Source organism: Peribacillus sp. YIM B13472 (assembly GCF_042788005.1).
Lineage (GTDB): Bacteria > Bacillota > Bacilli > Bacillales > DSM-1321 > Peribacillus > Peribacillus simplex_E.
The window spans coordinates 42,806-68,217 of the sequence record NZ_JBHZPG010000030.1 but is presented as its reverse complement, the minus strand read 5'-3'; the positions used below and the strand labels follow the sequence as shown (position 1 = coordinate 68,217).

General features: G+C 38.7%; 21 protein-coding genes and 1 pseudogene. 15 read left to right on the top strand and 7 right to left on the bottom strand.

Annotated features, from left to right (window positions below; all coding sequences use genetic code 11):
• The 12 genes and pseudogenes from sdaAA to ACFX4I_RS19845 all read left to right on the top strand — a co-directional run.
• On the top strand, positions 1 to 471 hold a 471-nt coding region (sdaAA, locus tag ACFX4I_RS19900), incomplete at its 5' end, for an L-serine ammonia-lyase, iron-sulfur-dependent, subunit alpha (protein WP_377422557.1).
• A gap of 800 nt (positions 472 to 1,271) precedes the next feature.
• Positions 1,272 to 2,264 (top strand): annotated as a pseudogene (locus tag ACFX4I_RS19895) (thiamine pyrophosphate-dependent dehydrogenase E1 component subunit alpha).
• A 21-nt stretch (positions 2,265 to 2,285) separates the two neighbouring features.
• The gene (locus tag ACFX4I_RS19890; RefSeq protein ID WP_377422555.1) at positions 2,286 to 3,320 is read left to right on the top strand and encodes an alpha-ketoacid dehydrogenase subunit beta; all 1,035 of its coding nucleotides are present in this window, start codon (positions 2,286 to 2,288) and stop codon (positions 3,318 to 3,320) included.
• A gap of 107 nt (positions 3,321 to 3,427) precedes the next feature.
• On the top strand, positions 3,428 to 4,648 hold the full coding sequence (locus tag ACFX4I_RS19885; RefSeq protein ID WP_377422553.1) for a dihydrolipoamide acetyltransferase family protein: 1,221 nt from the start codon (positions 3,428 to 3,430) through the stop codon (positions 4,646 to 4,648).
• Between the two features lie 17 nt (positions 4,649 to 4,665).
• A complete protein-coding gene (gene lpdA / locus ACFX4I_RS19880; protein ID WP_377422551.1) occupies positions 4,666 to 6,048 on the top strand; it encodes a dihydrolipoyl dehydrogenase in 1,383 nt (460 codons plus the stop codon).
• A gap of 23 nt (positions 6,049 to 6,071) precedes the next feature.
• Positions 6,072 to 6,848, top strand: a complete 777-nt coding sequence (locus tag ACFX4I_RS19875) for an acetoin reductase (RefSeq protein WP_377422549.1) — start codon at positions 6,072 to 6,074, stop codon at positions 6,846 to 6,848.
• 208 nt (positions 6,849 to 7,056) lie between these two features.
• Complete coding sequence (locus ACFX4I_RS19870; protein WP_377422547.1) at positions 7,057 to 8,943, top strand: sigma-54-dependent Fis family transcriptional regulator; 1,887 nt, start codon at positions 7,057 to 7,059, stop codon at positions 8,941 to 8,943.
• Between the two features lie 71 nt (positions 8,944 to 9,014).
• On the top strand, positions 9,015 to 9,992 hold the full coding sequence (locus tag ACFX4I_RS19865) for an NAD(P)H-dependent flavin oxidoreductase (RefSeq protein ID WP_377422545.1): 978 nt from the start codon (positions 9,015 to 9,017) through the stop codon (positions 9,990 to 9,992).
• Between the two features lie 813 nt (positions 9,993 to 10,805).
• A complete protein-coding gene (locus tag ACFX4I_RS19860) occupies positions 10,806 to 10,937 on the top strand; it encodes a hypothetical protein (RefSeq protein ID WP_377422544.1) in 132 nt (43 codons plus the stop codon).
• A 1,364-nt stretch (positions 10,938 to 12,301) separates the two neighbouring features.
• A complete protein-coding gene (locus ACFX4I_RS19855; protein WP_230301113.1) occupies positions 12,302 to 12,538 on the top strand; it encodes a hypothetical protein in 237 nt (78 codons plus the stop codon).
• A 53-nt stretch (positions 12,539 to 12,591) separates the two neighbouring features.
• Positions 12,592 to 12,798: a hypothetical protein gene (locus tag ACFX4I_RS19850; protein WP_377422542.1), complete on the top strand. Its 207-nt coding sequence runs from the start codon at positions 12,592 to 12,594 to the stop codon at positions 12,796 to 12,798.
• Positions 12,799 to 12,814: 16 nt separating this feature from the next.
• Positions 12,815 to 13,516, top strand: a complete 702-nt coding sequence (locus tag ACFX4I_RS19845; RefSeq protein ID WP_377422540.1) for an exosporium leader peptide — start codon at positions 12,815 to 12,817, stop codon at positions 13,514 to 13,516.
• A gap of 452 nt (positions 13,517 to 13,968) precedes the next feature.
• Here the strand turns inward: ACFX4I_RS19845 and ACFX4I_RS19840 are convergent, their stop codons facing one another.
• Entirely contained in the window at positions 13,969 to 14,610 is a 642-nt protein-coding gene (locus ACFX4I_RS19840; protein WP_377422538.1) for a glycosyltransferase, read from the bottom strand.
• Positions 14,611 to 15,360: 750 nt separating this feature from the next.
• On the opposite strand from ACFX4I_RS19840, the gene ACFX4I_RS19835 reads away from it, so the two are divergent.
• Positions 15,361 to 16,392, top strand: coding sequence for an acyltransferase (locus tag ACFX4I_RS19835; RefSeq protein WP_230301109.1), 1,032 nt, complete (start codon positions 15,361 to 15,363; stop codon positions 16,390 to 16,392).
• A gap of 94 nt (positions 16,393 to 16,486) precedes the next feature.
• On the opposite strand, the gene ACFX4I_RS19830 is transcribed toward ACFX4I_RS19835, so the two are convergent.
• A complete protein-coding gene (locus tag ACFX4I_RS19830) occupies positions 16,487 to 17,461 on the bottom strand; it encodes a bile acid:sodium symporter family protein (protein WP_253514406.1) in 975 nt (324 codons plus the stop codon).
• Between the two features lie 4 nt (positions 17,462 to 17,465).
• A complete protein-coding gene (locus ACFX4I_RS19825) occupies positions 17,466 to 18,854 on the bottom strand; it encodes an FAD-binding oxidoreductase (RefSeq protein WP_377422536.1) in 1,389 nt (462 codons plus the stop codon).
• 525 nt (positions 18,855 to 19,379) lie between these two features.
• Between ACFX4I_RS19825 and ACFX4I_RS19820 the strand changes: the two genes are divergently transcribed.
• The gene (locus tag ACFX4I_RS19820; protein ID WP_377422534.1) at positions 19,380 to 20,156 is read left to right on the top strand and encodes a FadR/GntR family transcriptional regulator; all 777 of its coding nucleotides are present in this window, start codon (positions 19,380 to 19,382) and stop codon (positions 20,154 to 20,156) included.
• 195 nt (positions 20,157 to 20,351) lie between these two features.
• Here the strand turns inward: ACFX4I_RS19820 and ACFX4I_RS19815 are convergent, their stop codons facing one another.
• Positions 20,352 to 20,531 (bottom strand): hypothetical protein, encoded by a 180-nt coding sequence (locus ACFX4I_RS19815; RefSeq protein WP_230301107.1) that lies wholly within the window; start codon positions 20,529 to 20,531, stop codon positions 20,352 to 20,354.
• 396 nt (positions 20,532 to 20,927) lie between these two features.
• Between ACFX4I_RS19815 and ACFX4I_RS19810 the strand changes: the two genes are divergently transcribed.
• Positions 20,928 to 21,299 (top strand): cyclic-phosphate processing receiver domain-containing protein, encoded by a 372-nt coding sequence (locus ACFX4I_RS19810; protein WP_377422532.1) that lies wholly within the window; start codon positions 20,928 to 20,930, stop codon positions 21,297 to 21,299.
• 384 nt (positions 21,300 to 21,683) lie between these two features.
• Here ACFX4I_RS19810 and ACFX4I_RS19805 read toward each other — a convergent pair whose 3' ends face one another.
• From ACFX4I_RS19805 to ACFX4I_RS19795, 3 genes are all read right to left on the bottom strand, one after another.
• Positions 21,684 to 22,601, bottom strand: a complete 918-nt coding sequence (locus ACFX4I_RS19805; protein WP_377422530.1) for a DMT family transporter — start codon at positions 22,599 to 22,601, stop codon at positions 21,684 to 21,686.
• Complete coding sequence (locus tag ACFX4I_RS19800) at positions 22,594 to 23,289, bottom strand: GntR family transcriptional regulator (protein WP_377422528.1); 696 nt, start codon at positions 23,287 to 23,289, stop codon at positions 22,594 to 22,596. The genes ACFX4I_RS19805 and ACFX4I_RS19800 overlap by 8 nt, the downstream gene beginning before the upstream one ends.
• Positions 23,290 to 24,479: 1,190 nt before the next feature.
• On the bottom strand, positions 24,480 to 25,292 hold the full coding sequence (locus ACFX4I_RS19795) for a class I SAM-dependent methyltransferase (protein WP_377422526.1): 813 nt from the start codon (positions 25,290 to 25,292) through the stop codon (positions 24,480 to 24,482).
• Positions 25,293 to 25,412: the final 120 nt, after the last annotated feature.

Genomic DNA, 25,412 nt, shown 5'->3' with positions numbered 1-25,412 from the left:
ATTGAATTTCTTTTCACTTCCGCTGCCTTCGGTTTCGTGGTTGCAAACAACGCTTCCATTTCTGGAGCGGCTGGTGGCTGCCAAGCAGAAGTGGGCTCGGCAAGTGGCATGGCCGCGGCTGCGATAGTAGAACTGGCCGGCGGTACGCCAAGCCAAGCCGCAGAAGCGATGGCGATCACATTGAAAAATATGCTTGGACTGGTTTGTGATCCAGTGGCTGGATTGGTCGAAGTTCCTTGCGTGAAACGTAACGCAATGGGGGCATCCAACGCGATAACGGCAGCTGATATGGCGCTTGCAGGCATTACGAGCCGCATTCCATGTGACGAAGTTATCGATGCCATGTATAAAATAGGATTGACCATGCCGGTTGCACTTCGCGAAACGGCAGAGGGCGGCCTGGCTGCGACTCTTACTGGGCGTAGATTGGCAAAGGAAATTTTCGGTTCCTTAAATAAACCTACGCCTTAGGCTCAATTATGAAATCATTGTCCTTAAAAGTTTGCTCTGTATTGCAATAGCATTGGAGAAAAAACAAAGTCACTTCTAAATGCAAAATTGAACCTGTTCATGACTAATCAGGGATATAAGGCGAAACCACGCTGGAAATGGTATACCAATAAGTGTTATCCAATATATCAAAGACTGGCTTTTCACATATTGTTGGGATTTTTGCCTATTTTTCTGCACGAGGTAAAAAGGCAAAATGTGTTTTTGCCAAAGTCTTGTTTTTTGTTTACGAAGGATTAAGAGTTGAATTCCTCGTTTTTTATTGGCTCAAAATCTACTTTATTATACAGCTCGAAGAGATGGCAAGCATCAATCACACTGTCTTTACTTTTCGGAGATGAGCTCTTTTCTCGATATAAGACAAGAGGGTTAATGATAATTAGTAAATAATCTCTTTCCTCGAAATGCTGAACAACTAGTGTATGACAATGACTAGTAGACTCTAAAACGACCGGAGGTCGAATTCCTGTTAAGTTTTCTATTTCTCCCTTACTTAACAAAAATTCATGATAGTAAGTACTGACACCCTATATGAATCTTAAACACGCTGCTTCCGCATTCATACCATCTTTTCACTTCAGTGATTAGTGATTTGGGATAGTATATTTTAAAAAAACGAGACAAAACGAGACAACAATCTCATTTTGTCTCGTTTTGTTTCGACTGAAAATAGATAAAATCCTAATTTACCGACCTCCCATCTTGGCACGGCATTTGCAATATATAAGATTGACTCATTATTAATGATTGGGGGCTGAAAAATGGAAACGGTTCAATCGAATGAAATAAAATTATCACAGGACAAGGCTTATTGGATGTACAAAAAAATGTTGGAGATCAGGAAATTCGAAGACCAAGTTCATGAATCTTTTGCAAAAGGGATTTTACCAGGTTTTGTCCATTTATATGCTGGGGAAGAAGCGGTAGCTGTAGGAGTATGTACTCACCTTTCTGAAAAGGACAGCATTACAAGCACTCACAGGGGTCATGGCCACTGTATTGCAAAAGAATGTGACCTTAACGGGATGATGGCTGAAATCTATGGGAAAGTGACAGGGCTTTGCAAGGGAAAAGGCGGTTCCATGCATATTGCCGATTTGGATAAGGGGATGTTAGGTGCAAACGGGATAGTTGGTGGAGGCTTTCCGCTCGCATGCGGGGCAGCATTAACTGCCAAATATAAAAAGACAGATCATGTTAGTGTTTGTTTTTTTGGTGATGGTGCTAACAATCATGGAACATTTCATGAAGGGATAAATCTGGCGGCAATTTGGAAGCTGCCCGTAATATTCATCGCAGAAAATAATGGGTATGGGGAGGCCACGCCATTCAATTATGCTTCAAGCTGTAAAACGATAGCCGATCGGGCGATTAGCTACAATATCCCGGGTGTCCGAGTGGATGGGAAAGATGTATTGGCTGTGTATAAGGCTGCCGAAGAAGCCGTTCAGAGGGCTCGCAGGGGAGAAGGTCCATCATTGATCGAATGCGTTACTTATCGTAATTATGGACACTTCGAGGGAGATGCACAGAAATATAAAAAAGAACAAGACAAATAGGAGCATAAACAAGAGAAAGATGCGATTGCCCTGTTTAGGAATTACTTACTTAAACGGGATCTGCTGGCGGAAAAGGATCTGATTTCTCTTGAGAATGCCGTTGAGGAATCTATTAAACAAGCAGTCAAGTTCAGTGAAGATAGCCCGTATCCAGAGGCATCCGATTTATTAAACGATGTTTATGTATCCTATTAAACTATAAAAGGAGGAATTGAGATGAGTAGAAAAATCAGTATGTCACAGGCAATAAATGAAGCAATGGCCATGGCAATGAGAAAAGATGAAAATGTCATCCTTATGGGAGAAGATGTAGCCGGAGGCGCAGAGGTTGATCATTTGCAGGATGACGAAGCATGGGGTGGTGTTTTAGGTGTCACAAAAGGATTGGTTCAAGAGTTTGGCCGCGATAGAATCCTTGATACGCCCATTGCGGAAGCCGGTTATATGGGAGCGGCCATGGCAGCCGCTTCGACAGGCTTACGACCGATTGCCGAACTAATGTTCAACGATTTCATTGGCAGCTGTTTGGATGAAGTATTGAATCAAGGTGCGAAGTTCCGCTATATGTTTGGAGGAAAAGCACAGGTTCCCGTGACAATCCGTACGATGCATGGTGCAGGGTTCAGGGCTGCAGCACAGCATTCACAAAGCCTTTATGCCTTGTTCACTAGCATTCCTGGATTGAAGGTCGTTGTTCCCTCATCCCCCTATGACGCAAAAGGGCTCTTACTTTCAGCCATAGAAGATAATGATCCTGTTATCTTTTTTGAAGATAAAACGCTATACAACATGGTCGGAGAGGTTCCGGAAGGCTACTATACAATCCCAATCGGCAAAGCTGAAATTAAAAGGAAAGGCTCGGATTTGACGATCGTTGCCATCGGTAAACAAGTTCACACCGCAATGGAGGCCGCTGAAAAACTTACTGCTAAAGGTATTGAAGTTGAGATTGTCGACCCGCGGAGCTTGTCACCTCTGGATGAAGAATCAATTCTCAACTCTGTGGCAAAAACAAATCGTTTGATCGTGATCGATGAAGCGAACCCAAGATGCAGCATCGCAACGGATATTGCCGCACTGGTGGCGGATAAGGGATTTGACACGCTCGATGCGCCAATTAAGAGGATTACGGCACCACATACACCTGTACCTTTTTCTCCACCGCTAGAAGATATTTACCTTCCAACATCAGAAAAAGTAATACAAGTCGTTTCAGAATTATTGGGGGAGCCTTCCATTCTTGGGGTGTAAATAAATCAATATGATGCATGCTTCAGCTTTTTCGCATAGAACTGCAAAAGTTGGAGCAACAAAACCAATGATGGACACAGAAACTAATCTGAAGGGAGAAAAAAGATATGGCGGTCGAAGTAGTAATGCCGAAATTAGGCATGGCAATGAAAGAAGGCACTGTTTCGTTGTGGAGTAAGTCTGTTGGGGATCCAGTCGAAAAAGGTGAAGCAATAGCCAGCATAAATTCAGAGAAAATCGAAATGGATATTGAATCTCCGGCGGAAGGTACGATTCTGAATATAGCTGTTCAAGAAGGACAAGGAGTACCTCCAGGAACCGTTATCTGTCATATCGGAAATCCGAATGAAGAAATAGTGATAGATGATCATGTTGCTGAACAAACTCAGTCGAAATTTGCAGAACAAGAAAAGCCGAAAACAAAAGAGTCACCCATTTTGCCAATGGGAGATCGTTTGATGATCACCCCGGTTGCACGAAAAATGGCACAGGCAGCAAATCTTGACATTGAGAAGATTCAAGGCACCGGGCCAGGAGGAAGAATCACTAAAGAAGATGTACAGAAAGTTATCGAAAAAAGGGATTCCATGTCGGTAAATACAGAAGAAAGAATAGTTCCTCCCCAACCTACATTAGAGAGCCGGCAGCAGATCCCTGTTACCGGAATGAGGAACATCATTGCCAAACGTATGAAAGAGAGCCTGCAAAGCAGTGCCCAATTAACTCTTACGATGAAAGTTGATGTCACCGATTTAGTCATTTTGCAAAAACAGGCTACTGAAACACTACAAAAACATGAATCAACTAGATTGACTATAACGGACTTTGTTGCCAAGGCTGTCGTGCTTTCACTTAAAGAGCATCCTAAAATGAATAGTGCTTATATTGAAGATAACATCATTTTGTTTGAGCATATCCATCTTGGATTAGCGGTGGCCTTGGAGAAGGGGCTCGTTGTTCCCGTCATAAGAAATGCCGAAAATTGTACCCTAAGGCAGTTATCGAAAAAGGGGAAGGAATTGGCCCGGTGTGCACGTGACGGTCAATTGCCTATTGAAGACATGCAAGGGTCCACTTTTACCATCAGTAACCTTGGGGCATATGATGTTGAGCATTTTACACCGATTCTCAATACACCTGAAACCGGGATACTGGGAATTGGCTCTGCTTACGATACACCGCTTTATATTGGTGAAGAATTGGAGAGGAGAACGATCTTGCCACTCAGTTTAACTTTTGATCACCGTGTACTCGACGGGGCACCCGCTGCTGCTTTTTTACAAACACTAAAACGGTATTTAGAAGAGCCGATCACCGTGATTTTATAGAAAAGGAGGGGAAGCTCTTGAATCGTATAGCTATTATAGGCGGCGGTCCTGCTGGGTATGTAGCGGCAATCACTGCTGCCCAGCAGGATAAGGAAGTCATATTGGTAGTCGATGGGCCATTGGGGGGCACCTGTTTAAACGAAGGCTGCATGCCAACGAAGTCATTATTGAAAAGTGCCGATACGTATGACTTGGTAAAAAATGCCGGGCATATGGGAATTCGCCTGCCCTCCAATTCGATTGAAGTCGATTGGGAAACCGTACAGGAACGAAAGAGAGAAGTCATATCTAAACTAGTGTACGGCATTCGATATTTAATGAATAAGAATAAAATAAAAGTCATTCAGGGAAGAGCGTCTATCCTGACGAGTCATCGACTGCGGATCGAGAACGGAAATAAAAATGAAGAGATTGAAGCAAGTAAGATCATCATTTCAACGGGGTCCGAACCGATTCCCTTACCTTTTGCGCCGTTTGATGGTGAATGGATCATCCACAGTGGCCATGCCATGTCACTTCCTTCCATTCCCGATTCGCTTCTAATTGTCGGAGGCGGCATCATCGGGTGTGAATTTGCCAGTATTTATAGTAGGATGGGCACCAAGGTTACCATTATCGAAATGGGGGCAAAGCTTCTTCCAGGGGAAGATGATGATATTACGAGCATCCTGCATGGAGAATTGAAAACCCAAGGTGTAACGGTCCATACATCCACATCTGTCAAAAACATCAATACAGCCAGTAAGACAGTATTTTTAGAAAAAAGCGATGGCGAATTGGAAGAACTTCATGCAGATTACGTACTCGTATCAATAGGGAGAAAACCAAGAGTGAACGAAATGGGCTTAGAGCGAAATGATATTGATTTTTGCGGACTTGGCATCTCGGTGGATGATCGAATGCAAACAAGCAATCCATCGATTTATGCCTGTGGTGATGTGATAGGGGGCATACAACTTGCCCATGTTGCTTTTCATGAAGGTCGTGTTGCGGCTCTAAATGCCTGTGGTCAATTTGCACAAGTTAATTACCAGGCAATCCCTCGCTGCATTTATACCTCCCCGGAGATTGCAAGTGTAGGCTTGACTGAAAAAGAAGCGCGTAAAAAATATGGGGAAATTAAAGTTGGTGAATTCGCTTTTTCGGCAAATGGGAAAGCTATCCTTGCCAATAAACCGGTAGGAAAGGTCAAAGTCCTAGTGAACCCACTATATAATGAAATTCTAGGTTTTACCATTGTTGGTCAACATGCGACAGAATTGATTGGTCAAGGTACGGTCATGCTTCATGCAGAAATAACGGCAGATATGATGGGAGATTTTGTAGCGGCACATCCAACCTTGTCGGAATCCATACATGAAGCTCTTTTGAACGTTGTAGGTCAAGCTGTGCATTCATAAAAAACCAGAAGGGGGATTTTTGTATGACTAGCGGTCAACGGACGGCGGTAGTCACTGGTGCAGGACGTGGCATCGGACGTGCCATTGCATTAAGATTAGCTCAAGATGGATTGAATGTGGTCATTAACGACGTCAATCTGGATACAGCTGAATCGGTCGTGAATGAGATCAGGGAAATTGGACGTGAAAGCTTTGTAGTTAAAGCGGATGTAAGCAATAGACGGGAAGTATTCGATATGGTGAATCAAGTTGTGGAACGTTTGGGACAACTGGACGTTATGGTTTCAAATGCAGGAATTGCTCAAATAAAGCCTCTATTGGAGGTAACTCAAAAGGATCTGGAACAGATTTTCAATATAAATGTAAATGGTGTCCTCTTTTGCCTGCAAGCCGCTGCTGAACAAATGAAAAAGCAAGAAGGAGGGAAAATTATAAGTGCTGCCAGCATCGCCAGTTACAAAGGCTTTAGTTTACTAGGTACATACTCGGCCACAAAATTTGCCGTAAGAGGCATTACACAAGCGGCAGCACAGGAATTGGCCCAGTTTGGCATTACGGTGAATGCATACTGTCCAGGAATTGTCGGGACGCAAATGTGGGATTTAATCGATGAAAAAATGGGTCAATATATGAATCTTGCTAAAGGTGAAACATTTAAAAAGTTTACAGATTCCATAACCTTAGGACGCTCCGAAACGCCAGAAGATGTTGCGAAATTCGTATCTTACCTTGCTTCACCGGATTCGGATTATATGACAGGGCAATCCATCATGATTGATGGTGGGGTAATATTTTCATAAAAAGAACGCATTATATTGTAGAGAAGCATCGTGTGAATGATCACATGATGCTTTTTGTGTAAACTAAATCTATATATTGTAAGCGAATACATAATCTACTATAATTAAATGGACCTCGATTAACATCCTATTTTATACTCCATGGTATTTTTCCTCTAGATTGACTGTTCAAATGAAGGTTTAAACCAAATGATTAGAGGAGGATTATATGCTATCCACTAGTTGTTATCTACGTACATGGGAACGCTTTGTCAGTGAAGGGGTTCTCGATTCAAATCGTCTGAACAAGCGAATAATGGAATCATGGCATCGCTGCAAAAAAGAACAAGTCAACCCATACCTTAATAAAGGCAAACACATTTTGACGAATGAATTATTGGACATTCAAAGAGAAAAAAACTCCTTCCTATTAGAAGTGGCATCACCCCAATTAACTAGGATGAATCAATCGATAAAAGAATCTGGAATGATGGCTCTATTGGTCGATCCGGATGGATATGTCCTTTCACTTTCCGGAAACGAGAAAATCCTCGAGGAGGCAGGCAAAATAAATTTTGTGGAGGGCGTATGCTGGACGGAGGGTGAGGTCGGAACGAACGCAATTGGAACAGCCTTGAAAACTGGTGAAGCCGTAATGATCCAAGGTACCGAGCACTATTCAATTGCCTCACACAAATGGAGTTGCTCTGCCATGCCCATTTTAAATGAAGAGGGAAAGATATTGGGAGTTTTGGATATATCATGTCCAGTAGAATATTTCCATCCCTCCATGCTGGGTATGGTAGCCAATTTGGCGTATACGATCGAACAGGAAATGGGAGTGCGTTCCTATAAAAAGGAGCTTGCACTGACCCAGCACTCGATAGAACTTGCAGAGACCTATCCGGATTGGCCTTTTATCGTCTGTAATCATAAAGAAATGATAATCTCAGCCAGTAAACAGATTCGCAAAAAAATTCCCCATTCCATTGGTATGACATTGGCCGATCTATTAAATCATGGATATCGAATCGTAAAGGAAAATCCGCTTCTATCCAAAGAGGATAATAGGATTTCCGGTAAGTGTTTATTCTTATCTGAGAATCATGGTCATGAAACCAGTAGGCTTTTTCCTGCCTCAATGCCGGCAAGAAGTTTTACCTTCAAAGGGGAAAGCGGGATTAGCGAAGCCTTTCATAACACATTACACAAAGTGAAGCTTGTTGCACCGACAGAAGCAAATGTATATATATCTGGTGAAACAGGGGTCGGGAAAGAGCTTATTGCCATGGCCATTCATGAAAATGGCTTCCGTAAAAAAGGACCGTTCGTCACGATTAATTGCGGAGCCATACCTAAAGATTTAATGGAGAGTGAATTATTCGGGTATGTTGATGGTGCTTTTACAGGGGCTAAACGGCAAGGGCACAAAGGGAAGTTCGAGCAGGCAAATGGAGGGACCATTTTTCTCGATGAAATCGGTGAAATCCCTTCAGCGATGCAAGTTGCCTTACTGCGTGTACTTCAGGAAAGAAAAATCGTTCCAATCGGTGGCACAAAAAGCAATTCATTGGATATTCGCATTATCACTGCAACACACCGTAATCTTGAAGAGCTTGTCAATGAAGGGTCCTTTCGGAAGGATTTATACTATCGGTTGAACGTTTACCCCATTCATGTACCTCCATTGAGGGAAAGAATTGAAGACATTCCTTATCTAGTCAACTACTTATGTTCGAAGAATAATTGGAATATTCCATTAACCGAAGAATTATTGAATCGTTTAAGGGATTACAATTGGCCAGGCAATATTAGAGAACTGCAGAATGTACTTCAGCGATTGACCATCTTACTTGCAGAAGGACCTCTGGATTATGTTAAAGTACTGAATTCCATGCATTCAAAGCCCGTTACCCGGCATGATGATTTCCCTTCATGGGAGGAACCTGGTAAAAAAGGCATCAAGGGAAATGAACTGACGATCCGTGAAAAAATTCAACGGGATTTAATGATAGAGGCATTACAAAAATCAAGAGGAAATGTAACGGCTGCAGCAAAGTTGATGGATATACCAAGAAGTACATTTTACAAGCGGCTCCATAAATATGGTATATAGACATGGCGTGTTGACATTATGTAAGAAGAGAGATTTATAGAAATCCATGGAAAATGAAAGGGGTATGGCAAATGAAAACAAGAATTACTGAATTATTGGGGATTGAATATCCGATTATTTGCGGCGGGATGTTTCAAGTTGGCCGAGCCCCGCTCGCAGCCGCCGTTTCAGAAGCGGGGGGGCTAGGCATCATTACTTCGAAAACCCAGGTGACACCAGAAGGTCTCCGTGATGAAATACGCAAAGTGAAAATTTTGACCAAGAAGCCCTTTGCTGTCAACCTTAACCTGTTTCCAAGTCAAACGGCAACCCCGAATGATGAATTCATCGATATTTTAATGGATGAAGATGTAAAAATTGTTGAAACGAGTGGCCGAAGCCCAGAAAGTTTAATGCCCAAACTTAAAGAGCACGGCTTTACCGTGATACATAAGGTAGCGAACATCAAAAACGCAATGTCGGCAGAGAAATTAGGAGTCGATGCCATTATGATTGTAGGGAATGAAACAGGCGGACATCCAGGCATGGGGGATGTAGGAACGCTTGTCATGCTCCCTAGAGCCGTTGACTCCGTTACTATACCAGTAATAGCAGGTGGAGGATTTTCGGATGGAAGAGGCCTGATTAGCGCCTTGTCACTCGGTGCTGAAGGTATCGTCATGGGGACTCGCTTTATGGCAACGCAAGAAGCACCGATCCATGATAACGTGAAGCAGTGGATGGTATCTGCCAATGAAATGGATACGGTTGTCATCCAACGGAATATAGGCAGTCCGTCACGTGTAGCATTAAATGCAGTCAGTAAAGAAGTGGACAAACTTGAAAATGAAGGTGCCACTATAGAGGAATTGATTCCACTGATTACGGGACAACGAAGCAAGAAAGTATACTTTGAAGGAAATTTAGACGGAGGAATCTGGTCATGCGGTCAATCCGTAGGACTGATAAAAGAAATATTGACCGTCAATGAACTAATAAAACAAATCGTCCAAGAAGCAAAAACCTCGTTCGAATTTATCCAAAGCCGTATCGAATCCATTCGAACATAAATAATGTATCAGGAACATGAAATCAAGTGCTATTTCGTGTTCCTTTTTTATCTATTAGACATAAGGTTGAAGGCAAAACTTGTTTAATCGAAACTCCAACGTGAAATCCCCATTCAAATAAGAAAAGCTAACCAACTTTCCTCAACTTCTTAATAAAGACTTTCAGTGTAAAAGTACCAAATTGGTAATCAACATTTCGCGATTAGAGTTTACATAACATTATTATTCCGTTTCATTTATGTAAATATCGACTTTTACGATTTTCATTCTAAATTACACTCATGATACCAAAGAACTGATTGCTGAAGATAGGCAGTGTTTTTTAACAAATTCGATTTGAAGATTTACCTTTTAACCCTTGGCAGCATCCTATTGATTCACTGTATGTTGTTGCAATTATGAAAGCAGTTCCTAAAAAATCGCAACCTTTACTTAAAAATAAGTTTTAAAACAGAGCGGATTGATCGTCATTTATAAGTTTAAAGAGAGATTATATTGCTAAATACAGGACCCTATTATCAGTTTCAGGAAGAAAAAGCGGAAATTTTAAGATAAAAACCCTTAGAGTTGTTATAAGGGGAAATATATTAATATAACTTTTTAGAAGTGTTAACCCGTGATTTTTTTCATATTGCCATATATTTTATATATCAGAATAATAAAATTGGTAAATAAGGTTAGTTAGCATAATGTTTTGATAACTATAGAATGTGATAGGGGGGAATCGTTTATTACTTCATAACAACAACAGAAGTTTTATCCGAATTCTTTGTATCGAGAAATGCTGAATTGGTTCAGGTAGGAGTAGTTATGATGTCAATGACTTCTTATGGCAACGGAATGCCAAATAGACATGTATTATTCTGTAATGCGAATGGACGGAAAAAGGAAGAAAGTGAAGGTGCCACCGGTTTTTACAAGAAGGGAAAACATAATATAGATTAGAATTGATATGAGCTAAGTATAGTAAATAATAAGTGCACTAAAGTGATTAATCGTAAACATAACAAAATAGCCAAAAACAAAAATATTAGCAATTAAATTAACAGATAAATTACGATTGAGAATAAAAATCAGAAATTTAATTAACATTTAAGAATTAAATATTATGGGACTTAGCAAAATATACAGCCAATAATTAATCCCAATATAAAATTGAAGATCAATCATTTTTATTTACTTAAAGTATTAGTTAACAATGAGTAATTGGATAAAAAGATAACAATATATAATTGTAGTGGATAAATTTAAAAATTTACCTTTCATCTCACTAAGTTAAGTATTCTTAAGATATGAGATAAAATTAACAATAAAAATACGACTTCCTATAATATATATTATGTAAACTAGAATTGAAATAATGATAGTGCCAATCTGTTGTCTTTCAATATGACTAATATCATAAATGTGTTGTCTATCTCATCTCTAGGGTTATTGCTCTTACTTTTCCGGCAATCAACACAACGATACCCTTTTTATACATACTGGACATATCCACAATTAATTTAATTTTTTTATTAACAGCTTCATTACTTATTTCATATAGATTATTTAGATTATTGTGATTGATTCTAAATTCTCTGTTAAGACATTCTTCCTAAAATTCTTTATCTAATTGATAAATATCCTTGTTAGTATATATTCGCTTATTATTTGCTTTTCGTTATTCCCGAATTACAACATATGCTGAATCTAAACTTTTTTCAAATATACTCCAGGGTGATTCATATTCAGAAATCACTTGTTGTTCCAAACGCATTGGGACTCGACAATATTTCTTTTTATGAAAATCATATTACTCAGAAGTAACAATCCATTGTTCGAAATTCACTTCGAAGACTTGAAAGTTTAGGCTACACGGTTACATTGGCACAACCGGAAGCTTCTTAATTCAGTTTTATAACCAATCCGATTCCATAAATAAGACGCTCTCCCCTTTTACAAATGAGCTGCGTCTTATTCAGTATTGCCTTTTTCCCATAACTGCAGAAGTTAATTTTCATGGTAGTTCAACAAGCACATTCCCCTCAGGTGTATATAGGTTTTTTTATGTTCGGTATATACATAACGTTGATAATATTCTAGCTCCTTCTTTAAAACGCCGCCTTGCCCAACGATATTCAGCTATCTTTCATAATAGTACGTCCTCTATATAACTTTAAATAAAGCCTGATTTAAAAATCAAACTTAAAAATCCAACCCTTTTTTTTATATCGGCATATATAGTGTAGAAAGGAGTGATTAACTTGTCCGATCACGTATCGATATTATAAAAAAAAGTACAATTGTTGCAAAAAATGTCTTGAAGAATGCAAAGAATCACACTGCGGAAAACGAGGACCTCAAGGACCAGGGGGTGCTTTGGCTTATGGATCATTGTACAATCCGTCTGGGAATTTTGTCATATAGATTTTGATTTATTAAATACAATCCCGAATCCGGAAACAAATGAAATCACTGTCTCTCTTAGTGGTGTCTATGAAAAAAGTGCCGACCTTGTTGTTATTACTAATGAACTTGAAACTGCCTTATTCACGATTAACTGAAGTGTCATAGGGCCCATTCCAGGTTCCTCTTTCGAAATCGTAACAGGATTGACATGCCAAAGTTAAATGCAGGAGAAAACTTGTTTGTGTTTATTCAAAATGTGAGTGGAAGTGTTTCTTATAGATCTCCGTCACTTACTGTAAAACGTATAGGACCCCTTGTATCCTCTGGTAAAGAGGAAATAGAAACTATTAAAGCAGAAAGAGAAGCGGAAAAAGTAGAAAAAAAAAGCTTCATTGCTCGACTTTTCGGAAAGTGAACAATGAAGGAAAAGGGTGAGTAAAATAGAAAAGCCAATTCAAGGTCGTAGATTTGTTGACACGACCTATAAGTGTAATAACGATGATATCCTTAATAAAAACGATCATTTCCATAATAAAAACGATCATAAAAAATGTAAGGATTGTGAACAAGGTCCTCGAGGACCTCAAGGACCTCAAGGATTTCAAGGACTTCCAGGACCTCCAGGACCTCAAGGACCAGGGGGTGCTTTGGCTTATGGATCATTGTACGATCCGTCTGGGAATTTTGTCACAGTGTCTACGGTAAATCCCCCTACTCTGGGGCAGAAGGTTGTTTTCACAACTCCTGGGCCGTTATTAGAAACAGCTCCTTTTCCTCCTGGTCTTGGACCTTATACTGATATTGAGGTTCTGACTGATGGGGTATATGAGATTAGCATGGATTTAACAGCTAGACTAATAAATGCTTCTAACTTAACGTTTAATACCGAAGTGCAGTTCAGGTTATTCATCAATGACACAACCCCAGTTCTTGAAAGTACTTTTGAATCCTTTAATCGAATTACAGGCGGTCCAGGCGGGCAACCATCGCAAGTTGAAACTAGAAACACGATAGGAAGAACAATCCAACTTCAATTATCCGCTAATGATAGGCTAAGTATTAGAGTTATTACTGCATCTGCCAATGTAACATATAGGTATCCCTCATTAGTAGTCACAAAAATCGCCAACTAGCTGCCAAATTCAGTGAATAGGAGCAAGAAGAGCCCCAACCTAAATGTTGTGGGCTTTTTCCGTTTTATAACTTTTAGATGCTTAATGACGGTGGTGGTTTCGGTTACACAGGTAAATTAAGCGAAGTCTCATTCCTTCAACTAAAATGCCCCGTTTGTTCAATAAGCAACTTCTTCATATGATGTATAAATATTGCCTTGAACTGTTACTTCTGCGACCATTGAAAGTAAATAATATCGTCTCTCGTTTCTTCCGGCAACACTCGCGGAGGCGTTGTCCCCTATCCTCTACTCATTAAATTTGTAAAACACAAAGACAACGGTCTTGTGTCAAAAAATTAAAAAGTCAGCAGATTTGTGTCATTAATCTGCTGACTTCTGACTAAAATTGTATATTTGATAAGCGAATGAAAGAATCTCCAACAGAATGCTGGAGGATTCTTAAGATTATTTTTAAAACTTATCCGGAAACTGCTTTACAACTCCCGCAGAGATAGTATCCGCCATTAAGATTATATGTGCGACCCCTTCGTCAATTGAAACGATTCTTCCGTTCCAACTTTTTGCTAAGCTTGCAGATAAATCATTTGTCACTAATTTCAGATGCATATAAAGCAAATTTTTTAGATCTTCAATTTTCAAATTGGGGTTGGCGCCGCTAAGGAAGGCTGCTATTTCATCAGCATTTCTATACCATTCTTTGTTTAGCTGTTTCACCAAGACTTCATTTCCGCTTTTAGCCGCATCTACAATCTTACCCGCAATAACAATATGCTCCTTAAGCAAATCCGTAAGTTTGTTCCCGGCTTTCTCTCCGTATACTGGCTTTATAGCATTTCCAATATCCTCCTGATTTTTCAGAAGCCTAGCCAACACCTGTTTTTGATCCTCCGCTCCAGCTGTTGTTGCACTTGTAATATAATTACTTGTCCACAATACATGATCAATCCAAAGTTTCCTGAATTCATTTGCGAACTTTACCTCAGATTGACTGACACTTTGTACCTGCGGTTTAGCGTATGCACTGTTTGTTCCAGCCACCATGTTTATTAGAGGAAATAAAAAAATAAATCCCATCAACAATAATTTTTTCATAACACCATCTCCTTCCAATGTTTAAAAACACCTTTTTATTATTGATATATGTGATTTTAATATTCATAATAATGGTTCTACTTACCCTTTTGATCTGTAAATAGGACTTAGATGAACCCACATTGGCCAATGTAAGCTGTTTTATATAAGATTAGGCCATCTATCATAGTATTAATACAGGACACAACAACTTTGCAATTTGTGCTTAAAATATGATGAATTAATGTGTAAATTACTTGAAACTTCAAGAATGAGACGCCAAGAATTAGTGGATTTAATATGGGAGCAAGTTAATAGAGAAAGTAGAAAATAAGAATGCCTCCTCCCCTTCATCCCATTGTCTTACCAAGACTATTAAGCATTCTTTTAGAGGCAAAAATTAGATGTTTTTAATATCAGCAGGACTTATGGTCCAGCATGTGTGCAGTGCTTCAAGCAATGATAATTAAATATCAATTTGCAAGTTACAATCAGAAAGTCCCCCCATTTCCCTTAGTCAAAAGGCTTGATTACAGGGGTTTCTTCTGTAAGGGCCAAATTAACAAGAACATAGGCATTCAAATGATTACTATCTGTATAGTGAAGCTACTACTACAAACAGTCCACCCTCCTGAACGATTAGCTGTTCATTAATTAAGTCTTACAGTATCTTGTAATTGGAATCAGAAAGAGAAAAATAAATTTTTCTTTGGTGTACATAATATAGGGAATAACCAATGATAGTAAAAGTGTTATGAAAAGGGTGAACAAATGGAAAGAAATAACGCGATTGACTTTATTAAATTTTTTGCCATATTTTCTGTTGTAGTCATTCATGTATTCCCTAGGGATAGCCAAATTGGTCTATTTATTCTCGATAACTTCTCAAGGTTTGCGGTGCCATTCTTCTTTACTGCATCTGGTTATTTGTTCGGTCAAAAGATGATCCATAAAAGGGATTCCTTTGATTATTTTAAAAGGTATATTATAAAAATCTTGAAACTGTATTTGTGCTGGCTCTTCTTTTATATGATGTATGATGTTCTAATTCTTTATAAAGATGCTGCCGATGTACCAAAGGAATTTGCGCAATACATTAATCATTTTTCTTTTCTTGACCTTATATATTACGGAACTGGGACTAGCGGATACCAATTGTGGTTTTTAACCGCATTAATTTGGAGCGTTATCATTCTATTCGGTTTTTTTAAGTTGAAAAAAGCAAGGCTTCTTTTACCCATTAGCCTAATATTCAACCTGTTAGGTCTTTTCGGCCAATCGTATTCGGTGTTCTATGATCTTCCTTTGAGTACACGGGATGCTTTATTCATTGGTCTTTTTTATACAACTTTGGGATTCTTCTTTGCGGATGATAAATTCTTTAAAAAGTCGGGAGCAATAACAGCAAAAACCAATTTATCATTAATTTTAATCTTCTTTATTATCCAAGTGGTAGAAGGATACTTATTAGAAAAGATATTATCGGGAAGTCATGGGGAATATTTTATTTCCACTATCTTTTTAACTGCATTTCTTTTTTTATTTGCATTAAATAATAAAACATTGGGGAAGGATTTGTTCATTACTAAAGTAGGAGGAAGAGCCCTAGGTATATACATTGTTCATGTAGTCTTCATCGATATTTTTGATTTAATTATTTCGGCACTAAGACTGGATCATATATCTGACAATCTTCTCCTAAAACTATTTGAGACACTCCTTATAATTACGATGTCATACATTTCTTATGACCTACTTCAATATTTCAAAAGGCGTTTAAGCGAATTGGTAAAAATCAGTTAGCGGAAGGTTAAAACCCTTACTTAGTGCTGGGATTTATAGATAACAAAAAAAACCCCTGCTGGGAGCATGGGATTTTTTTTCAAATACATATAAATTAAAGCTTGGTCTCCACCGGATGAACTATCGGTTCCTCTATACTGTCGCCAGCATGTTTTTTTGACCAGTAAGTCGCGAGAATTGGTCCCGATATGTTGTGCCATGCAGCAGCCAGGACGCTTGGAAGTGCTGCCAGCGGGCCGAAATGTGCAGTGGCAAGCGCAACACCTAACCCAGAGTTCTGCATGCCCACTTCAATCGAAATCGCTCTTCTATTCACTTCATCAAGTCCAAGCACTTTTGCTGCTAAGTAACCAAAAAGTAGCCCAAATCCGTTATGTAGCATCACGGCAGTAAAAATAAGGAACCCGGAAGCAGCAATGCTAGCTGCGTTGCCTGAGACTACTGCGCTTACAATAGTAATGATGGCTGCTACCGAAATAAGTGGTAAAACGGTCAAGCTTTTTTCAACTGCTACTGGGAAAAACCGCTTAATGGCCAATCCTAAAACAATCGGAAGAAGGATGACTTGTACAATGGACTTAAACATATCAAAAAAATCAACCGGCATCCATTGTCCTGCCAGCAAAAGCAGAAGCAGCGGTGTCATGATTGGAGCCAGTAAAGTTGATACCGAAGTCATAGCTATCGATAAAGGTACATTTCCTTTTGCAAGATATACCATCACGTTAGAGGCTGTTCCGCCTGGTACACAGCCAAGCAATACCAGACCTGCAGCTAATTCGGCTGGCAAATTCATGAGTTTAGCAATAAGAAATGCTACAGATGGCATAATGATAAACTGGGCGCAAACTCCAATTATCACGGGCAGTGGTTTAGTAATGATGATTTTAAAATCAACTGCCTTCAAAGTGAGCCCCATTCCAAACATGACAACGCCAAGCAATATTGTAATGAATCCCCCCAATCCCAAAAATGGAGCAGGAAAAATAAAAGCAATGACGGATATTAAGATAACCCAAACAGCAAAATATTTTCCGGCTACTGCGCTTAATGCTTCTAATACTTTCATTCCATCACACTCTTTCTAGCATTAATATTTTATTTGGATTTAATAAATTATCTGGATCAAGGGCTAATTTGATTTTTTCCATCACAAACAGTGAGTTCCCATGTTCTTTTTCCTGATATTTTTGTTTACCGACCCCAACACCATGTTCGCCAGTACATGTTCCCTTACGTTCTAGGGCATACAGGACAATTTGTTCATTTAGCTGTTCAGCTCTTTTAATCTCTTCTTGATTATTGTTATCAATCATTAAAAGTACGTGATAGTTCCCGTCGCCTACATGGCCGACGATCCCACCGGTAAGGCCCAGGAAATCAATAGCTTCCCTCGCATGGTGAATGGCACCGGACAGCTCTGAAATCGGAAGGCAGACATCAGTCACCATCAGTTTTTTCCCAGGATTGCCATGAATATATGCATAGGCAAGATTATGGCGAGCTTCCCATAGGCGGTTCCTGGCAGCATTATCTGTTTCAAATTCAATATCGAGACAATTATGTTCAGCTACTATTTCCTTAGTGAACTCTATGTCTTGCTTCAACCCGGCTTCATTGCCATGAAACTCCACAAATAGTGTAGGCGCTTCGTTATAGCTTGTGTCACTATAATGGTTAACCTGCTTCATTGAGGGTTCATCGACAAGTTCCACCCTTGCTATTGGAACACCTGACTGTAAAATGGATACAACAGCTTCCACTGCATGGGTCAATGTCGGAAATGATGCTCTTGCCGCCATAACGTGCTCAGGAATTCCATAAACTCTTAACATCAATTCCGTAAAGCAGCCAAGCGTTCCCTCTGATCCAACAAATAGGCCGTTTAGATGGTAGCCTGATGACGATTTAGCGGCCAAATTGCCAGTATGTATAATGGAACCATCTGCAAGTACCACTTCAAGATCACGGACTTGATCACGCATCACACCATATTTAACTGATGTCGTTCCACTGGCATTTGTTGCCGCCATTCCGCCAAGAGTAGCATCAGCTCCCGGGTCAACGGAAAAAAACAAACCGTATTTTTTCAATTCTTTGTTTAGTTGCGAACGCGTTACACCAGGCTGAACTTTTACGAGAAAATCGTTTTCACGCACTTCCAGGATTTTATTCATTAGTGAAAAATCAATAGTTATGCCATGGTTGTACGGTATGACATGTCCCTCGAGGCTTGATCCCAACCCAAAAGGAACCATCGGAATTTTGTACTTTTTTGCCAATTTCACAACTTCACTGACTTGCTGTGCTGTTTCCGGAAATACAACAATATCAGGAAGACTTACAGCATGATAGGATTCATCTCTGGCATGCAATTCTCTTACTGTCTGGTTTTCCGTTACTTGACTTTCCGAAAGGATTTGCTTTAAATCGTTGATTAAATTTACACTAGCCGCTTCCATCTATTCTCCTTCTTTCTGTTTTAACATCTGTTTTTGTCATATCAAAAACTTTGGTCGTACCTATACAAAGATTTAGTTTCTTCTTCTTTTCTTCAACTGTAGTATCAAGAGATGGTTTCCCCCTCCTTAATAGCTTTATATGATTCCGCTTCCATTTATCGGATAATTGGTCTAACCAATTTTCATTATACTAAATTTTTTGACTTTTTCAACAATTTTCCGTTTTATACTTTTATCCATAAAAAATGCTTATTTATCAATGTTTCTTGCTAATTTTCCATCCCTACAACAAAACCCAAATGACTTTAATATTCATGTGAACGTAATTTAATTGAATTTAGACCCTATATTTTTACAATATTGGTCTAACCAATTGAAAATCAGATTTTTTCAACCGTTACCTATTTTAATTTTAATAGTGCGGATTATCCCCTTGCTTCATAAATGAATGCTTGTTAGAATGATTTCACTAATGGTCGTACCAGCATGTTGTTAGGGTTGTCATGGAAGGATGTGAAGAAAGTAATGGAATCAATACCAGTTAAATCTCCCAAAGTGTACGAAATCATCTTCAATCAAATTAAGGAATCTTTTATTAGCGGTGACTTGAAACCTGGAGATAAATTACCGCCTGAACGCGAATTATCCAACCGTTTTAAAGTGAGTCGAACATCAATCAGGGAAGCCCTTCGAGTATTGGAGATTAACGGAGTCATTGAGATTAGACCAGGAGATGGAACATTTATCAGACAATCTGATGTCCAATCACTGATCGAACAGCTAACCACCTCAATCATCAAGGCTGAGGACAACATGGTCTATGAAATGCTTGAAGTCCGTCGAGTAATTGAAACGGAGTGTGCTTTTCTTGCTGCGCAGAGAGCAAGCTCTCTTGATTTACATAATATCCTTAAAGCTCTAGAAGAAATGGCACGTTCGGAACATGATGAAGAATTAGGCTTGCGAGCAGATCTGCTTTTTCACCATAGTATTGCACAAGCCACAAATAATTCCATATATGCTGGATTGGTTCATACTCTAAGTGACCAAATGAAAAATACGATTCGTGCCACCAGACGGCATCGTTTCGCAAAACCAGGTCATTTTCAAGAAACGCTTCAAGAACATAAAGAAATCTACTATTCCATCGTATTAAAGGACGCGGACAAAGCCAAGCAACTAATGAATGCCCATATCATTCGCATTAGAGAGCAAATGGCTGCGGCTACACTTGAAAGCATTGGAGAAGAAGCAAAAATAAATGAAAAAGACCAGCCTCACAATGCTGTAGGTGAAAAATAAAGTTCCGCTTGCAATATGATTAACCCAATATGGAATTACACCTCTAAAATTATCAACTAAGTGATTTTTTAACCTTGGCCTATTAATTGACACCACTTTGCCCAATAAAAAAGCGCCTTTCTCAGAGGGCGCTTAGCTGGTTATTTATAGGTGAAAAATTGATTCCCTTTGTATATAAGACAGTAAATGCTGTTTTTACCCTTTTGATATAGTGCAGGAATCAACGTTACATTCTTTTAGAGCATTATCAATCAATGAAAGCTGATCATTAATCATTGATAAGTAGAAAATATGATAGTCATTTATTTGTTCCTTTAACTCCAACAGCAGCGTTTTGTCCCTTAGTACAAGGTAAATCTCTTCTGGATGTAACATATCACTTCTCCTTTTAGTTAAGATATTACCTTTTACCCTAATTATTACAATTATTAACTTTTAAGCGGAGGTTTTGTACCAATTTCACAAGGGATATTTAGAGGGAGTTACTAAACTGTCCGAAGACAATACGCTAGTTAATAAAAACATGCAACTTAGTTTCATATGGGGGTGGCTCAGTAACAGTTCCTCCTGTTAATAAAGACCCATCAGTTGAAGAAGCACAACGATAAGTATAAAGAATATTTATTAAAAAAGGCTGTCGTATAGTAGCCATTAACGTCGAATATGTCCCCTTCTTACATTGTTGTGATAGACTTAAGATATAAAACCATAATTTCTTGGGGTTTTTTGACTTTTATTAATCACACTTGTATAAGGGGAGGAGTATAAGAAATGAAAAAAATCAGCGTTTTTCTGGATGACTATCGGAAAGCTCCCGATGGCTATGTGTTAGTCGAGACAATTGACGAATGTATAGAGCTATTGCAAAACTATGATATTGAACACCTCTCTTTGGACCATGATTTATTAAATAAAACTAGGAATGGTTTTATGCTTGTTCAAAAGATGGTCAATGAAAAACTTTTTGCTAACCGCATTACTATTCACTCTGCCAATTCAGTTGGCGGTAAAGCAATGTATAACTGTTTAAAGCAAGCACAACGGAATTTAACAATGCCCCCTGCCATTATTGTTTCCTTACGCCCCCTGCCCCTCAAATTTTTCCCGGCAAAGGTTCTGCAACATTATATAGATATAAGGTAAGCTCTTCTCAATTACATTTCATAATGGCTATTACTGACACAGACTTGAAAGGCCCGTTAGAATATTGATAGGTGCTTTTGAGCCGTATTGCGGAAACGATTCTGTTTGCTTTAAATCAACCTGAAGATGTTACCGTTAATGAGTTAATTGTAAGACCATCTCGACAACACCATGTAAAAGTTGGTAGAAAAGCATTTCTGAAAATCAATGTCTTTTTTAATGATTAAATGCATGCGTAATACTCCTAAAATACAAAAAAAGCAATTCACATGTAGTGTAATTGCTTTTTTTAATGTATGTTCGAGCTTCATGGTAGTTTATAAGTTTATATGTTTAATAATCTACTGCAGAGATTCCATTATTTTGCCTGGTTTACAACTGACATTACTTGTCTTTTACGATTGATAAAATCGTAATGGTGCTTATAATGCAGAGTGTGCCGAGCCACTCGGCAAAACCGAACGTTACATTCAGCCAGAAAACGGATATTAAGGTTGCGGATAATGGCTCAACCGAGGCTAATAAACTTACCTCTGAAGCCGAAATGAATTTTGTACTTTCCAAATAAAAATAAAAAGCAATGATCGTACCGAAAATGATGATGAATAAAACCGCTGAAAATGAAGATAACGTCCAATTGCCTTCAAATGCCCATGGAGGATGAATCATGCTAAAGCATATGCCTCCAATCAACATGCCCCATCCCACAACAATCATTGAACCCCATCTTGAGAGGAGTTTATAAGGCTGCAATGTATAGAATGCCAATGCAAAGGCTGATGTTATTCCCCAAAATACTGCCCACCCGGAAATGGAAAGTGTACGTATGCTTCCTCCCGTCACAAGCAAAAAAGTGCCTAAAATCGCTATGATTACAGCTACACTCACAGTAATGCTTGGAAAACGTTTGGAACGAATGGCTAAATAACAAGTGATCAGGGCCGGTGCCAAGTATTGAAGGACTGTAGCAGTGGCTGCGTTGCCATGTTCAATTGCTGCAAAGTATGTGTATTGAACAGCGAGCATCCCCAGAATGGCAAAAAGGATAATTTGAAGCGCATCTTTTTTAGTTTTCCAAATCTCAAAAACTTGCAGTCTTTCATTCTTATAAGCGACCCCCAATAAGATGATTCCAGAAAGCAACAAGCGTACAACAGTAAGCCACTCAGGACTGAAACCTTGCTTTTGAAAAAGATATTGAGCTGCAGTTCCTGATACTCCCCATAACGCAGCACCAGTCAATACTAGTGCAATCCCTTTATTTCTTGAAGGTGATATAGCAACTAAAGTATCATTACTCATTTTTTTCTTCCCCAATTTTTACACGTTCCGAATGGGCTTGAATTCTATAGTAACTTTCTTTCCAATTTTTTTCTATCACCTTAAGCACCATAGTGAGATTTCCATTCCTTAATGCCTGTATGATCTGATCATGCTCATCAACCGAAAGATGAACATCACTTACCTGATTGAAATAAAACAGTTCCATTCGTATAAGTTTTTGTTTGAGTCCTGATAGAATCCGCTTTAATTCATCATTTGTAGAAAGATTGATGTAAATGGAGTGAAAGTCATCATCTTTCTGAACGGCCACTATTTGATTTCCCTCGTCGATTGCTTTTTTCACTTCATGATTGATGGCTTCCATCTCAATTAGGTGTTTTTCTTCAATGAAATCAAAAGCCTGTTCCATAGCCAACTTTTCCAGTGTCCAAACAATGGAATATATGTTTAATACCCCTTCTAATTGAATAGGGGAAACAATAGTTGAACGGCTAGGCTTGGTCTCTACAAATCCCTCATCCTCAAGCCTTAAAAGTGCTTCTCTAATAGGGGTTCTGCTTACTCCCAATTGTTCGGCTAATTCTTTGTCTCGTAATTGTTGGCCTGGCTTTAGGATTCCCTGTACAATCCAATCCCGCAAAATCATGTATGCTTCTTCACGTACAGAAGTACGTTTAATTTTTTGTGATGAATTTGAATGTACCAATGGCCTTACCTCCTTGAAATACCAATATATAATATGCAATATATCACATATTTTCTGCCGTTGAAATAGAAATAAGAAAATTTTACCGCTGTATTTTTTATTGATTTCATAATTGCTCCACCACATGGCGTAAGTCATCCCATCATTAAAAAGTAATTGGAGGTCATGATCTATTTTGGAAAGCGGAAAACTTCAAACCTTCAGTTATTTTCTAAAGTATGAACAGTATAAGAAACTTAACTCATTCTTTACACAATAATATGTTAAATAAAACTTAAATCTTTCCCTCCATTGTCCAATACGATTCCTTTTGCACATTCTCCCTGACAATAATTGATCGGAAACCCCTCCCACCTATCAAACATGATAAACCGTTGAGTAAAATATTTTTTACGCAAAATCCATCTTCATCAGAATGCGAGGCGATTTATTGCTAGGATAATATTTCCTGAAATACAGTCGACTGTATTTTTGTATTCGTTTGAATTAACTATTGGGTGGTGGAATTATTTGCAGCGTTAACAATCTTATGTTGACTGTCGACTTTATGGTGAAACAAGGCGAATATCGGTGAAGGGGCTTTTATAAACGTAGATCATTTAAAACAAGTGACAAATTCAATAGATGCTCATGAAAAACACATTGGCTGTTGCTATGTATATTCCCTCTCGTTAATACATGGCAGCAAACGGGAATGTTCCCATTGCACTTTGGCAAGTGTCTCAACTATTCAGCTGGATTTTCCGTTCCGCACTAAGTAAGGGGAAAAGCAAAAAAATATCGGAGAATTTGAGGGGATTCCTTCCTTTAGGATAGATCATTTCCAAATACCAGACGACTTTAGTTCTTACCTTGCAGCAAAATTCTGATTGCGTATTCCATACAAATTGTTTCGAATATTTTCAAAAAAATGTCTTGAAAATGTCTTGGTGCTTACCGCACTCATTACAGGAATATTCTATTTCTAATGCATCTTCAGTTACTGTATGAACTGTCTCTTTTTTACAAGTTTCACAAAATCTCTTTTCTGATATTTCTTTCATGTATCATTCACGCTCCTTTTTCTATCATTGTTTTGTAGCCTTGTTAATATTATTTTGCGAATATCCTTCAGAAAAAATACCTTTTTCCTGAAGGACCTTAAAAAGAAGATAATGAATTCAGAGAAAATGGTACTTGAATTGTTAATTTCACTTCGGATTCCAATACATCAAAGCTGCATGAAACGGATATTCGTATTCGAAAACTCCTTCTTTTTCCACCACATATTTATTAAGGATCGTTTTTACTACATCATAGGAAAAATGTTCATCGAGAATTTTTGTTGTATTATCGCGAATCATTTCTTCATAGGTGGAATAGATTTTTTTACTTTTCAATTTAACGATCTTACAGTCCGCCAGTATTCCAAGTTGATACAAAACATTCAAGATGTGTATGTAATCCCGCTTTCTTAAATTGATCGTGTATCCTCGTTGCTTCAATTCCATATAATGAGGTTTTTCTGGTCCGGTTGTCATACCTACTATCACTAACCGGGCTGCAGACTCATTCATTTTTAATAAGGTTTGACCGATTTCTGTCATACGGTAATAACAATTAAAACCAAATACTACATCATATCTGTCTCTTTTGGTATCACTTTCCCACTTATCATGAATAAATTCCATGTTTTTAAAACCTTTTTCGTTCGCCTGGGATTCCAAAAAACTGATAATGCTTTTGGAACTATCTATACAAGTTAACTTCCTGACTTCTTTTGCAATATCGAATGTATAATTGCCCCATCCAGGGCCGATTTCCAATACATGATCATCCTGTTTTAATAATGCCAATAACTCTTGCTGCACAGGTTTTGCATAAGGATCGGCTTTATGTTGTTTTTTCCCTTCCACCATGGAAGACCAAAAAGCTTCTTCTGCTGCATCATCTTTTAGCCTGTTAGGTATCTTCCCTGTATGATCTGCCATTGCCTGTTTCCAAAGTTCAATATAATCAGTCATCTTTTCTCCCCTGAATTCGTATGTATTTATCGGTTTTCACCGTAGTTTGGTGTGGCATATTATCGTTTGATTCCAAATTGAATATGTAGCCATCAGCCAAATACTTCCTCTTTTAAACAT